Source organism: Pseudomonas fluorescens (assembly GCF_000730425.1).
Taxonomy (GTDB): domain Bacteria; phylum Pseudomonadota; class Gammaproteobacteria; order Pseudomonadales; family Pseudomonadaceae; genus Aquipseudomonas; species Aquipseudomonas fluorescens_X.
This window is the reverse complement of sequence record NZ_CP008896.1, coordinates 862,656-876,195: the sequence shown is the minus strand read 5'-3', so window position 1 is coordinate 876,195 and position 13,540 is coordinate 862,656. Positions and strand designations below refer to the sequence as shown.

Below are 13,540 nucleotides of genomic sequence, written 5' to 3'. Positions count from 1 at the left end.
TCCTCACAGAAAATTTCAGCTTTCTTGATCGTCAGAATGGATAAAGACATTCACCGGGACATCTCTCAGGGCAGCGCTGATCAGTAGCTCCTTGTTGGGTGTGACTGCACCTGTTTGCAAAAGTCCCTTCCAATTTTGCAGCGTGGCGTCGAACGGTAATGTGATCCGGGTATCGCCCCAAACTTGCGCATCCACCCGAGGCTGGGTGCTGTTTTCAAGCAGGGCGTGGGTCCAGCGTGGCACCACCACCACCAGCCATTGGCCCTGATACTCGCGGCTGAACGCGACAACCCGCTGGGCATGCCGGCCCAGCACTTGCAGCGGTAGGTAGCGGCCCCTGGCAAACAGCAGCGGGTGGGCCCTGCGCAGGTTCAACACCTGGGCAATCAGCGCCTGCTTCAAGTGCCCGTCACGCCAGCGCCCCAGCAAGGTGCCCGGTGCGGTGCCGAGTGCCCGCTGGCGGGCGCTGAAATCCACCGCCCGCCGGTTGTCCGGGTCCACCAGGCTCAAGTCCCAGAACTCGTCGCCCTGGTACAGGTCCGGCACGCCGGGCACGGTGTTGCGCAGCAAGGATTGCGCCAGCCCGTTCAGCGCACCGGCGGGGGCGATGGCCTCGGCTGCGGCATGGATTGCCGTGCGCAAGGTCAATCCGATCGGGTCTAGCAGCAAACGGCTGAGGAAGGCTTCCACACCGTGCTCATAACTGTCGTTGGGAGCGCTCCAGCTGCTGTGCAGCTTGGCTTCGCGCAGGGCTTTTTGTTGCCACTGCCAGAGGCGTTGCTGATAGTCGCCGGTGTCCTGCAGATCCAGGTCCAGGGGCCAGCTGCCCAACAGCACTTGATAGAGAATCAACTCATCGCCGGCCGAAGGAATGGCCGGATCATCACGCAACGGCGTCGCCAGCTTGCGCCACACCTGCACCTGTCCGACATACCACGCTGCGCACTCGCTGAGCACCGCCAGGCGCGCGCGGCTGTCTTCGCCGCGCTTGTGGTCGTGGGTGGCGGTGGCCAGCAGGTTATCGGGGAAACGTTCCAGGCGTTGCTGGTTGGCGGCATGGAAGTCGGCCAGGGGGGCGCTGAACTGTTCGGTACTGAAGCCTACGTCATTGCGTGAGAGCAGCACCGCCGAGCGATAGAAGGCGGTGTCTTCCACCGCCTTGGCGGCCGCCGGCGAGGTCAATTGCTGGAAGCGCACACAGGCGTGCTTGAGGATCTTGCGCGGTTGCCCCACGGCGCGCTCGTGCCAGGGTTGGCCGCCGAGCCACTGTTGCAGGTAGTCGAGCACCGGCCAGTCGGCTTCGCCCAAGGTTTCACGGGCGCAGGCCAGGGCCTGTTGGAACACGTGTTCGTCAGCGGCGCTGCGCCCGCAGGCGCTGATGTAGGTGCGGTACACCGGAAAGTGCACGACCAGCGCCTGCAAGGCGCGACGGATCGCGCCCAGGGTCAGGTCACGGCTCATCACGTCCGCACGGGCCACTTGCAGCAGGGCCTGGGCCACGCTTTCGAAGTCGCCGGCCAGGGAACCACTGAGGATTTGCTGGCGGGCCAGCCGGGCTTCCTCGATAAATGCCGAAGGCCGCTCGGTGGTCTCGCTCCAGAGTCGGGTCAATACCTCGAACCCCTGGGGGTCGTGCTGCACCAGCGACACCTGGTTCATGAATTCATAACCGGTGGTGCCATCTACCCGCCAGTCCGTGCGCAGGGTTTCACCGGCGCCGAGGATCTTCTCGACAAAGATCGGCAGGTGCCGGCCTGGCGACAACCCGTCCACGCGCCGCCGCAGCTTGCGGCAATAGCCCCGTGGATCAGCGAGGCCGTCGATGTGGTCGATACGCAGGCCATCTACCAGGCCTTCGCTGATCAGTTGGAAAATCTTGCTGTGGGTGGCCTCGAACACCGTGCTCCGTTCTACCCGCAGGCCACCCAGCTCGTTGACGTCGAAAAAACGCCGCCAGTTGATGTCATCCGCCGCTGTGCGCCAACTGGCCAGCCGATAGGCTTGTTGCTCCAGCAATTGATGCAGGCGGGAAAAACCTCCGGGCTGGCGCGCATCAAACCCCTCCAGGGTCTGCTCGATGGCGGCCAGGCTTTGTGGCGTGCGGGCCTGCCGTGCCAGTTCCTGTTTCAGGCTGACGGCCAAGGACCATGCATCGGCCTGGTAGGCCAGGGCGCTGAAACGGTCGGCCAGGTCTTTGAGAGCGGGATGGGCGCGCAGGATATCGCCGTAGTCACTGGGGCAGATCGGGAAGCGGTGTTCATAGTGCTCGACAAAAAAAACGCCTTGATCCGGGTCAAAACGCAGGGGCAACGTGCCGCTTTGCAAGGCTTCGCCGTAGTCGCTGCCGAGGAAGGGCATCAACAGTTGGCCCTTGAGCAGCGGGTCGGGCGAGTGCCACTGGATGTCGAAGAATTCGCTGTAGGGGCTCAGCCGCCCCCATTCCAGCAGGTCCAGCCACCAGGGGTTATCGCTGCCGCCAACGGCCATATGGTTGGACACGATGTCCAGGATCAGGCCCATGTCATGCGCCCGCAGGGTCGCCACCAGGCGGCGCAGCGCCGGTTCGCCGCCCAGTTCCGGGTTGACCGTGGTCGGGTCGACCACATCGTAGCCATGCATCGAGCCGGCACGGGCCTTGAGCAGCGGCGAGGCATACAGGTGGCTGATCCCCAGGCTGGCAAAGTACGGCACCAGCGGCACTGCATCATCGAGGGTGAAGCCCTTGTGCAATTGCAGGCGTTGGGTGGCCCGTAGCCGGACGGCGTTCATCGGTCACGCTCTAGGGCCTGATTGCGCGCTACCGCCAGCAGTTCCAGGCGCCGGGCGGCGTTTTCATCGTCGAGCAAATGCGCGGCTTCCCCCGGCAGGCGCCGACGCCAGTTGGGATGGGTGTCGATGGTGCCGGGCAGGTTGGCTTGCTCCTCGATGCCCAGGGCATCTTCCAGGGGCAGCAATACCAGCGGCGCACGGGTGTGGCCGAGGTAGCGTGCGCTGGCATCGAGCAGGTGGTCGGTTTCGTTGCGCAATTCATCGCGAAAGTTCTGCGGGTCTTGCGCCAGGGCCTGGCGCAGTGCCTCGCGCTCACGTTGGCGGTGTTCGCTCCATTGTTCCACCGTGGGCCCATCGATCAGCCCCAGTCGCGCATTCCAGTCGATATCGCGGCTGTGCCACCAGCCATTGAGTGTCGGCAGGTCGTGGGTGCTGGTGGTGGCCAGGGCGTTGTCCGGCCAATCGAGGATCGGCGTGAAGCGCCCGCCATAGTCCTGTTCGAACAACAGCACACGCATGCCGAGCATGGCGCGGGCGCTGAGTTTTTCCCGCAGGCCCTCGGGCACCGTGCCCAGGTCTTCGCCGAGCACAATCGCCTGGTGCCGGCAGGACTCCAGGGCCAACAGGCGCAGTAGATCGTCCACCGGGTAATACAGGTACGCGCCTTGTTTGGGCGAGGCGTCCCTGGGGATGACCCACAGCCGTTGCAGGCCCATCACATGGTCGATACGCAAACCACCGGCATGGGCGAAGTTGGCCCGCAGCATTTCGATAAACGCACGGAAACCGTTGCGTTTCAGACCTTCGGGAGAGAACGCGGAGATGCCCCAGCCCTGGCCGGCACGGTTGAGGATATCCGGTGGTGCACCCACGGTCAGGTCGGCCAACAGTTCGTCCTGGCGGCTCCAGGCCTGGCTGCCGGCGCCATCGGCGCCCACGGCCAGGTCGGCAATCAGGCCAACGCCCATGCCACTGCCGCGTGCGGCGTGTTGGGCACGTGCAAGGCAACGGGCGATCAGCCATTGACTGAAGGCATAGAAACCAATCGCCTCGCCGTGCTCGGCGGCGAATTGTGCCAGCGTGGTGCTACCGGGGTCGCGCCAGTCCTCGGGCCATTGGCGCCAGTCGAGGCTTTCACCGTTGGCGGCGCGCTCGGCCTGCACGGCTTCGAAGCGGCAGTGGTTTTCCAGGGCCTCGCCGCCGGCCTGGCGAAAACTCAGGAAGTCAGCCTGCTGCGGGTGCTCGCCCTGGCGAAAGTCCTCGTACAGCGCGCGCAGCAAGCGTTGCTTGGCCTTGGCGGCGGCGGGCCAGTCGATCAGGCTTTGTTGTTCCAGCTCTTGCAGTTCATCGGCCAGCCCCGTGGACTCGATGGCGTTGCGCAAGGCGCGCTCGCCAAGGATGCAACCAGGGGAGGCATACAGGCTATTGAGGAACAGGCGGCTGGACGGTGAATAGGGGCTGTAGCGCTCGGTATCGGCACTGAACATTGCGTGCAAAGGGCTGATGGCCAGGGCATCGACGCCCCGTTGCGCGGCGGCGCGGGCCAGTTGCTCCAGGGCCTGGGTGTCGCCGAATCCACCGTCGCCGCTGCGGCGCAGGGCATACAGTTGGGCACTCAGGCCCCAGGCGCGGGCCGGCTGGCTGTCTACCGCCTCGGCAACACTGAAGCAACGATGGGGAGCGACGGCCAAGGTGAAGGACTGGCCGGCGATCTGCACTCGGTGGTAGCCCACGGACAGGACGCCGGGCAGGCTCGCTTCGGCATCCAGCTCAAGGCTGCGGGTGCTGCCATCCTCGAGGTGAACCTGGCACGGCGTGCCGGGAGCGAAGTAAGCGCTCAGGTCAAGGCCTGCGCCAACGTCCACGGTCAGCAGCGGCGCAAGGTGCCGATCCTGCTGCACACGCTCCAGCTCTTGCAGGCTGGCGGCGATGGCTGCGTCGGTGTCGGCGGGGTGGCCAAGGCCATTGAGCACGGCACGCAATGCATCGGCACTGACATGTTGCGCTCGGCCATTGGCGTCGATCCAATCCACCGCCAGGCCCGCACGGCTGGCGAGTGTTTCCAGTTGCGCTTCGCTCAAGAGTGCTCTCCAACAGATGATGAGGTGTTGCCCGGCGTCAGGCTGACGCGGGCAGAGAAGGGCGTGAGTAACTCGGGGTCGCTGCAGGTGCTGAACAGTTCCCTGATACCGCCCGGATACTGCAAGGGAGCCGGGCCCAGGTTGAGGTCGATCTGCAATACGCAGCCATTGCCCAGGCGCCAGCGTGCAGACACCGCGCCCGGGCCCAGAACTTGCGCACCGAGGGCAGTGCTGCCGGGCAGGTATGGCACGATATGTTGCTGGCGCAGGCTCAGTAGTTGGCGATACAGCATGCTAGGCGCCTGGGTAAACAGCGGTATGGAACGCTCAAAGGTCTGCACCGCGTTGGGGTCGGGAATCTGCGCCCGGCGCTGGGGATCGCTGAAGGCGGCGAAGTCGGCAAATTCATTGCGCCGGCCTTCGCGCACGGCCTCGGCCAACTCGCCGTGAAGGTCGGTAAAGAACAGGAAGGGTTGTGCGGCGTTGACTTCATCCCCCATGAACAGCAGCGGGATCATCGGCGACATCAGCAATAAGGTGGTCGCCGCCTGTAACGCCTGGGGCGAACACAGGTGATGCAGGCGCTCGCCGAGGGCACGGTTGCCGATCTGGTCGTGATTTTGCAAAAACAGCACAAAGGCGCTGGGCGGTAAATGCCCGCTGGGCTCGCCGCGCCGGGTGCCGTGGCGCGTGGTCTGGCCCTGATAGATGAAGCCTTCGCCCAGGCAGCGGGCCAGTTTGGCGGTGGGGTCGTGGGCAAAATCGGCGTAGTAGGCGTCGGTTTCGCCGGTCAGCAGCACGTGCAGGGCGTTATGCCCGTCGTCGTTCCATTGCGCATCGAAGCCCTGCTGCAACAGGCTGGCCTGGTTGAATTCGTTTTCCAGCACCAGCCACACGTGGCGGCCCGGGTCCACCTGTTCTCGTACCCGTTGAGCCAACTCGTGCAGGAACGGCGGGTCGTCGATGGCATGCACCGCATCCAGGCGCAGGCCGTCGAAGCGGTATTCGAGGAGCCACATCAGGGCGTTATCAATAAAGAAGTCACGCACTTCATGTCGGCGAAAGTCGATCCCCGCGCCCCAGGGTGTGTGGGTGTCTTCGCGGAAAAAACCTTTGGCATACTGCCCCAGGTAGTTGCCGTCGGGGCCGAAGTGGTTGTAGACCACGTCGAGGATCACCGCCAGGCCATGCTCGTGGGCGCTGTCGATCAGGTGTTTCAACTGATCCGGCGTGCCCAGGGATGCTTGCGGCGCGTAGGGCAAGACCCCGTCATAGCCCCAATTGCGTGCACCGGGGCACTGGGCCAAAGGCATCAGTTCAATGGCGGTGACACCCAGCTCTGCCAGGCGCGCGAGGTGTTGCTCCACGGCGGCGTAGCCACCGAGTATTCCCACATGCAGCTCGTAGATCACCGCTTCATGCCAGGGCCGGCCTTGCCAGGTGCCATGGCGCCAGGGGTAGGCGAGGGGGTCGACCACTACGCTGTCGCCATGCACATCTGAGTGCTGCAGGCGTGAGGCCGGGTCCGGCACGTCCAGCTCGCCATCGATGTTGTAGTGGTAGCGGGTGCCGGCCCCACAGCGCACATGCGCAACAAACCAGCCCTCTGCCTGAGGCAGCATGGGCACTGACTGGCCCGTGTGCAGTTCGACGCTGACATAAAACGCATCAGGCGCCCACAGGGCGAAACGGGTGTGTTGCGCCTCCTGCAGGATCGCGCCGTGGGGCCAGGTCTCCAGAGTCCGTAACGGCATCTATCCCGACCTCTTTAGGCTTTCCCTGATTTTCCCAGCGCTTTCGCTACCAGTTGTTCGTAAAGTTCGGCATAGGGTTCCACCGCCTGGCACCAGTTGAACGGTGCGGCCATGGCCCGGCACCGCATGGCGTTGAGCAGGCCGGGGTAGGCGAAGACCTTGAAGGCCCGGGCGAGGGCGGCTTCGTAGCTGTGCACGGTGGACTCGTCGAACAGAAAGCCTGTCACGCCATCTTCGATGGTATCTGCCAGGCCGCCGGTATTGCGGGCCACCGGCAGTGAGCCAAAGCGCTGGGCGTACATCTGGCTCAGGCCGCATGGCTCGTAGCGCGATGGCATCAACAAGAAGTCGCTGCCGGCAAACATGCGGCGGGCGTCGGTTTCGTTAAAGCCGATGCGTACCCCGATGCGCCCGGGGAAACGCAGGGCCAGGGCGCGCATGGCCTGTTCTTCTTCCGGTTCGCCACGGCCGATAATGGCAATTTGCCCGCCATTTTCCACGATGAAGCCGGCGACGGCTTCGGTCAGGTCCAGGCCTTTCTGATACACCAGGCGTGACACTACGGCAAACAATGGGCCGGTGGACTCGTCCAGGCCGAATAGCTTGCGCACGTGGCTGGCGTTGATTGCCTTGCCTTGCCAGTCACCGATACTGAATGGGTGATTCAGGTGCGGGTCAGTGGACGACTCCCAGCTCTCATCGATGCCGTTGGGAATGCCACTGAGCAGGCCTTGCTGGGTCTTGCTGGCGAGGAAACCATCCAGGCCGCAACCGAACTCGGGGGTGGTGATCTCCCGGGCGTAGGTGGCGCTGACCGTGGTGATATGGCTGGAATAGGCCATGCCGGCCTTGAGGAACGACATCTTGCCGTAGAATTCCATGCCTTCCTGTTGCAAGGCATGCTCCGGAATCCCCAGCTCCGGGCATGACGCCAGGCTCACCACGCCCTGGTAGGCCAGGTTATGGATGGTAAACAGAGTAGGCGTGCGTGACCCACGCCAGTGCATATAGGCCGGTGCCAGGCCCGCTGGCCAGTCATGGGCGTGCACCAGGTCCGGGCACCAATGGATTTGCGCGAGGTTGGCGGCAATATCGGCGGCGGCCAGGCCCAGGCGGGCGAAGCGGATATGGTTGTCGGGCCAGTCGCGGCCGTTGTTGGCGCCATAGGGCGTGCCTTCGCGCTCGTACAGCTCGGGGCAGATCAGGACATAGATGACCAGGCCATCCTTGAGGTCCATGCGCCCGATCTTGCACGGCGGCAGCGCGGCGTGGCCGCCCAGTTCGCCGATGATATGAATCGGGTTATCGCTGTCCAGCACCTGACGGTAGCCAGGAATCAGCACTCGTACGTCGTGCAGGTGCGCCATGGCACGGGGTAGGGCCGCGGACACATCCCCCAGGCCGCCGGTTTTCACCAGGTCGGCCAATTCCGATGTGACAAACAGGACCTTCTTGCGATTGGGATTTTGAGACGAGACCGGCCGCATTGTGCCGGCAAGGTCAACCAAGGCGGTTGGCCCATCGACCGACTGATTGAAACGCTGTCCCTGAACTCCTGAGGCGGCACTGATCATAACTCTCTCCCATGTGTTGGTCAGCCGAGAGCCTCGCGCCCTCAGCGAAAGTCAACCGCGTCCTGCGGTTACGCGCACTAGCACTGCACAGACTGGCAAGGCTTATGCCAATTGCACCGAACTGATAAATAGAGTGGATGGGCGGACGTCCGGCGCGAGCCGGTAGCGTGCGTCCTACCTTAAACCTGACCTGCGGCAGAGTTGGAAAGTTTCGATTTATTGCGGGGGCTTTTGTTCTGATCGTGACCCATCGGTCATCAGTCTAGGACAGAGCCCAGAGCCTGCAAGGGATGTAGGAAATTTTTGTAGGACAATAATTTTTTGCGGCCAGATGTTCATGTCGTAGGCATTGGCTTGCCGGCGATGGCAGCTTTGAGGCGTGTGCCGTTGGCGAGTGCCTCATCGCCGGCAAGCCGGGTCCTATAGGGAGGTGCCTCTTGATGGGGCGCTGAGGGGTGACTGCTCGATAGTGGTGCGGCACTCTACTTAAAGTGATTTATTAAGATTAAATATCTTTATATATCAATAGATTGAGATTGTTTTATGAGGTGTTTCCTCATATCAGGCTGCGTAAAACCTGCCCGCCAGCCCACGCCTGGATATCTTCGATCATCTGCCCATAGAACTGTCGGTAATTCTGTTCGCTGACATAGCCCACATGGGGCGTGGCCAGCACGTTGGCCAGATGGCGAAACGGATGGTCCACCGGCAACGGCTCCTGCTCGAACACGTCCAGCGCTGCGCCCGCCAGGCGCCCATGGCTGAGTGCATCGATCAACGCCGCCTCATCGACGATCGGCCCGCGTGCGGTGTTGACCAGGCGTGCCGTGGCCTTCATCCAGCCCAGGGCCTGGGCATCCACCAAGCCACGGCTGCGCTCGCTGAGTACCAGGTGGATCGACAGCACGTCTGCCTGTTCAAACAGCTCGCGCTTGCTGACCCAGGCCACCCCCACGGCGCTGGCGCGCTCAGGGGTCAGGTTTTCACTCCAGGCGATAACGCGCATGCCAAACACCTGGCCAAACTGCGCCACACGCTGGCCAATACTGCCCAGCCCGAGGATGCCAAGCGTCTTGCCCTGTAGGTCGCCGCCCAACCCTTGCTGCCACTGGCCGGCACGCAAGGAAGACGCTTCAGCCAGCAGATTGCGGGTAGACGCCATGATCAGGGCCCAGGTCAGCTCCGGTGCCGCGTGTTTGTAGCTGTCGGTGCCGCACACCTGGATGCCCAGGGTTTTGGCCGCGCCAAGGTCAATGGCGGCATTGCGCATCCCGCCGGTGACCAGTAGCTTGAGCGCCGGCAGCCCTTGCAGCAGCGCCTGGTCAAACACTGTGCGCTCGCGCATCACGCAAATGACGGCAAACCCCTGCAAGCGCGCGGTCAATGTGGCGGTATCGGCAGGATAGTCGTGAAGGAAATGCACCTGGCCAATCGCCTCCAGGGCGGACCAGTCCACCACGGTGCGCGCCACATCTTGCCAATCATCAATGACGGCGATCTGTACTGACATACACAAGTGCCTCGCGTTAAGTGGGGTTAGAGTGCCTTCAGCCCTTGTAACAGCGCCTGGTGAAAGCGCGCAGGTTCTTCCATTTGCGGTGCATGGCCCAGGCCAGGGAACTCCACCAGGGTCGAGTGGGGAATGAGCTTGGCCACCTGCTTGCCCAGTTCGTTGTAACGGCCGATCCTGGCCTTGACCTCAGGCGGTGCGTTATCGCTGCCGATGGCGGTGATATCAGACGTACCGATCAGTAGCAGGGTCGGCACCTGCAGGTCCTTGAACTCGTAGTACACCGGCTGGGTGAAGGATTCTGCAATATGTAGAAGAATGATATCCTTCGCCCATCCCGAGTTTCCAAGGCTTTTAGAGGTGTTCCCCGTGCCAAAGGCGATTTCCTACATTCGATTCTCGACAGGCAAGCAGGCCAAGGGTAGCAGCCACGAAAGACAGACCGCCATGCTTTCAAGGTGGTTGGACGATAACCCCGGATACCCACTGTGGACGGAAAGCTTTAAGGATTTGGGGATTTCTGGTTTCAGCGGGAAGCACCTTGAAAGCGGATTCGGATTGCTCCTTGCTGCAATTGAGAACGGGAGTATTCAATCGGGCGATGTGATTTTGATCGAGGCTATTGATCGTATCGGGCGACTTGAGCCAATGGATATGCTGCCGATCGTATCTCGAATTGTGAAAGCTGGTGTTGACATCGTGACTCTAGACGGCGGAGCCAGATACAGCAGAGAGTCAGCGAACAGCACTAACCTTTTTATGCTGGTGGCGCAGATACAACAGGCTCACCAGTACAGCGACGCTCTCAGTCGCCGTATGAAGGCGAGCTACGCCAGCAGGAGGAAAGCTGCTGTCGAGGGCGTCACACCAAAGCGAAACACGCCTGTGTGGCTGACATCCGAAGGCGCGTTGATCGAAGACATTGCACCTCTCGTGAAACAAGCATTTGAAGACTACGCCAGCGGCTTGGGTGAACGTCGAATCTTTGAACGCATCCTAGAGCGTAGCGATCATCCTCTGTTGTCACGTATGGCGCCTAGCACTGTGAAGCGTTGGATGAATAACCGAACTGCTATAGGCGAGTGGAACGGGATAGCTGATGTATACCCTGCCGTGATCGCTCCTGAATTGTTCTACCGTGTACAGAAACGTATGGAAGATAAGTTCCGTCTCCGTGGTGCCCCTACAAAGCACCGTTACACAGGACTTGTTGTATGTGGCGAGTGCGGGAAGAACTTCAACACGAAAGTGTTTACCACCAGCAAACAAGCAGTAATGGAATGTTCTAGTCGTGCTCGCAGAGGTTCTGTAGGCTGTTCCAACGCACGCTCCATACCAGAGCCTGTGATTGCCCTTGCATACGCCATGTCAAGCCCTGCATACGCAATCAGAGCCTTGCAGGGGCAAGTGTTATCGGTTTCGCAGAAGCGCGCAATAGAGATTGATGGGCAGTTGGGAGAGTTAAACAAGAAAATAAAGAGGGCGGTGGCCCTCTTAACAGAACTTGATGATGATGGCGACGAAATGTTGCAAGAGTTTAAGAGGCTCAAGGCAGAAGCCAAGGTGTTGCAGTCAGAGAAGGATGGGCTTATCGACGATAGTGTCACATTGAAAGACAGATTGGCGGACATCGGTAATTTCAACCAAGACCCAATAAAAGCAAACGCCTTGTTGCAGAGTGTTGGCTATAAGATGGTGTGCTATCCAGATGGCTCCATTGCCACAGAAGAAGGAACATTCAGATACGAAGGGTGGGGCAGGGCCAAGGATGTACATAAAGTGCGTTGGCCTGATGGGACGTTGTTCCCGTTGCCTATTCATCGTGTAGGTAAGGAGCGTCCTGTTTCAACAACGGTTGTAGATAGGTTGAAAGCGTTGCGTGCAAGTGATGTTGCTACTAGTCTGGAGGTTGACTGAGTTGTCTAGATAACAAATTGGAGGCTTTGCGAGATTCGATGTTTGGATACGGGTTACATACACTTTATTTAAAGTAAAATGGTAACGATTATTGACAGAACAGCATTCTCGTGCGAGAATAGCTTAAGGATACAGATAAAGTTTATCGCTCCTTCCAACAACAGATTTTTAATCAATCATAGTCTGAATGGGTTTGCTGTTGTTGTCTGGTGGTAGCGTCCCGTTACTGCCATCTATTTCCTATCTCATCGTCATTGTTTACTCCTTCCAGTGACGGTGGGCGAACCACTTTCAGCGTGGTTCCTCTATACCCTCAAATATCCCTTGTGTGAGCTTGAGAATGCCAATAGCGGTATTGGTTTCCCGCTACCTCGTGTCCACCCAGTGGCATTTGGCAAAACTGGTACATCAGAATAAACGGAGTCAGCACCGTTTGGTTCGATAGACCCTTCGCTGTAGGGTGATGGAGACAGCACTAATTCAATCGGCGTTGAAATCGAGAATGGCCCTAGCGGCCATTTTTGTTATCCCGTCCACAATCGTTACAACCCATACACCCATAGAACAGGAGCCCCCTAGTGGCAAACAAGGTTACCCGCTGCGCGTATTGCGGCTGTACACACGCTCCAGAGCGTATTCGTATCCGCAGCTATTGCAGCATCCGCTGTCGAGTGGCAGCACATAGAGCGAACAAGAAAAATCTGGTTGATCTATCGGTCAATGAGAACAACTTCATCGATGAGCAAGATGAACCGCAATGAAGAAATAGGCCAATTCGAACGGCCAACCCACATTACTCAACTACAAGGAAAACAAACTAATGCCGATTCTACGAAAAGAAGTGAAGCAAGAACTACAAGCTCTGAAAGATGCAGCCACAACCGCGTATAAGGACCGTCAGCATGGTTATGATGCCTACGCCGATACTGATCCGAAGACAGGTCGTGCAATTGGAAAGACGGTGATTGGCGCCTACATCGCGGAGCTAGCTGTAACTCCGTCTGAAATCATTCCAAAGTATCTGGAGAAGATCGCAGAAGGTTGCACGCTGCATGAGTTCGGGACAATGCAGCACGTTGGAGCTTCACACTATGTCTACTTCTATAAACCGGAAATGCAGCAGCGAACTGAAATCAAAGCTCTGCTCTTGGAAGTGGAAGCGAAGTACAAGAAAGAGATCGAAGAGCATAACAATGCAGTTGTTGCTCGGCAGGTAGCACTTGAAGAAGCGAACATTAATCGGCAGGTTGAAAAAGAGCTGGCAGCGGAGCGTCAGGCTCAACGCGATGCAATCGAAACCCGTATTCGTGCAGAGCTTTCGAAGTGATAGACCGTAGAGGCTAAACCCGGATGGCCCCCGGGCCACTCCCCATATACCCATATAAAGGAAAGTGCCATGTACATCGGCAAGATACCGCTCGCCTTCTGTATGACGTGGGCACTGATTGTGATACTGCACTTTAGCCAAGGGGCAGAAACTGAGTCCGTCCGTCAGCACGCAATTGACCTGAATCGGCAAACATACAATCGGCTCCAGTTAGAGCGCTCGCAAGACAGAGCTATATACGAAGAGCAGACACGGAAAATAGTGTCCATTGAAGTTATGCGAGCTACATCCCATAACTCAAATATTAACTCCCACTAGGAAAGCCCGAATGAACCAACCCGCCTTGCTGCAAGGAATTTTGAGCGTGCTGCAAGAGTATGCCGCTGAATATCCTATCGCCCTACGCATTCAATTGGTCGAAGAGCTAATCGAAGCAATGGGAACACGCCAACCACCAGAGCCCATGCCAACTGGCCGAAGGGCTTGGCGAAAAACAGAAGTGAAGGAAGATCGCCCCGCGTGGGCACTCCCGCACTACGCCTACTAATCAAATCAGGAGTTATCCCCATGAAACTTTGTACGTGCAAACAGTGCGGCCATGTATTCGC

The 13,540-nt window shown here is 59.6% G+C and carries 8 protein-coding genes and 1 pseudogene; 3 read left to right on the top strand and 6 right to left on the bottom strand.

Features of this window, described 5'->3' with window-relative positions:
* Window positions 1-15: 15 nt before the first annotated feature.
* The 6 genes and pseudogenes from HZ99_RS03645 to HZ99_RS03620 form a co-directional block, all read right to left on the bottom strand.
* Window positions 16-2,769 (bottom strand): malto-oligosyltrehalose synthase, encoded by a 2,754-nt coding sequence (locus HZ99_RS03645; RefSeq protein ID WP_038441393.1) that lies wholly within the window; start codon window positions 2,767-2,769, stop codon window positions 16-18.
* The gene (gene malQ / locus HZ99_RS03640) at window positions 2,766-4,850 is read right to left on the bottom strand and encodes a 4-alpha-glucanotransferase (RefSeq protein ID WP_038441391.1); all 2,085 of its coding nucleotides are present in this window, start codon (window positions 4,848-4,850) and stop codon (window positions 2,766-2,768) included. Before malQ ends, HZ99_RS03645 begins: the two co-directional genes overlap by 4 nt.
* Entirely contained in the window at window positions 4,847-6,604 is a 1,758-nt protein-coding gene (gene treZ, locus HZ99_RS03635; RefSeq protein ID WP_038441390.1) for a malto-oligosyltrehalose trehalohydrolase, read from the bottom strand. The genes malQ and treZ overlap by 4 nt, the downstream gene beginning before the upstream one ends.
* A gap of 14 nt (window positions 6,605-6,618) precedes the next feature.
* A complete protein-coding gene (glgA, locus tag HZ99_RS03630) occupies window positions 6,619-8,178 on the bottom strand; it encodes a glycogen synthase GlgA (protein ID WP_038441389.1) in 1,560 nt (519 codons plus the stop codon).
* Between the two features lie 556 nt (window positions 8,179-8,734).
* Window positions 8,735-9,688: a D-2-hydroxyacid dehydrogenase family protein gene (locus HZ99_RS03625; RefSeq protein ID WP_038441388.1), complete on the bottom strand. Its 954-nt coding sequence runs from the start codon at window positions 9,686-9,688 to the stop codon at window positions 8,735-8,737.
* 26 nt (window positions 9,689-9,714) lie between these two features.
* Window positions 9,715-9,984: pseudogene (locus HZ99_RS03620) on the bottom strand (alpha/beta fold hydrolase); the annotation flags it as partial.
* A gap of 73 nt (window positions 9,985-10,057) precedes the next feature.
* Between HZ99_RS03620 and HZ99_RS03615 the strand changes: the two are divergent.
* The 3 genes from HZ99_RS03615 to HZ99_RS03600 all read left to right on the top strand — a co-directional run bounded on the left by HZ99_RS03615 (window position 10,058) and on the right by HZ99_RS03600 (window position 13,479).
* Window positions 10,058-11,605 (top strand): recombinase family protein, encoded by a 1,548-nt coding sequence (locus tag HZ99_RS03615; RefSeq protein WP_158484043.1) that lies wholly within the window; start codon window positions 10,058-10,060, stop codon window positions 11,603-11,605.
* An 820-nt stretch (window positions 11,606-12,425) separates the two neighbouring features.
* Window positions 12,426-12,932 carry a hypothetical protein gene (locus HZ99_RS03610; RefSeq protein WP_038441384.1) on the top strand — a complete coding sequence of 169 codons (507 nt, stop codon included), beginning with the start codon at window positions 12,426-12,428 and terminating at the stop codon, window positions 12,930-12,932.
* 328 nt (window positions 12,933-13,260) lie between these two features.
* Window positions 13,261-13,479: a hypothetical protein gene (locus HZ99_RS03600; protein WP_038441379.1), complete on the top strand. Its 219-nt coding sequence runs from the start codon at window positions 13,261-13,263 to the stop codon at window positions 13,477-13,479.
* Window positions 13,480-13,540: the final 61 nt, after the last annotated feature.

What these genes read in the sequence shown, in the direction of transcription:
- HZ99_RS03645 (WP_038441393.1), bottom strand. Translation starts at nt 2,769, where the DNA reads ATGAACGCCGTCCGGCTACGGGCCACCCAACGCCTGCAATTGCACAAG.
- treZ (WP_038441390.1), bottom strand. Translation starts at nt 6,604, where the DNA reads ATGCCGTTACGGACTCTGGAGACCTGGCCCCACGGCGCGATCCTGCAG.
- glgA (WP_038441389.1), bottom strand. Translation starts at nt 8,178, where the DNA reads ATGATCAGTGCCGCCTCAGGAGTTCAGGGACAGCGTTTCAATCAGTCG.
- HZ99_RS03625 (WP_038441388.1), bottom strand. Translation starts at nt 9,688, where the DNA reads ATGTCAGTACAGATCGCCGTCATTGATGATTGGCAAGATGTGGCGCGC.
- HZ99_RS03610 (WP_038441384.1), top strand. Translation starts at nt 12,426, where the DNA reads ATGCCGATTCTACGAAAAGAAGTGAAGCAAGAACTACAAGCTCTGAAA.
- HZ99_RS03600 (WP_038441379.1), top strand. Translation starts at nt 13,261, where the DNA reads ATGAACCAACCCGCCTTGCTGCAAGGAATTTTGAGCGTGCTGCAAGAG.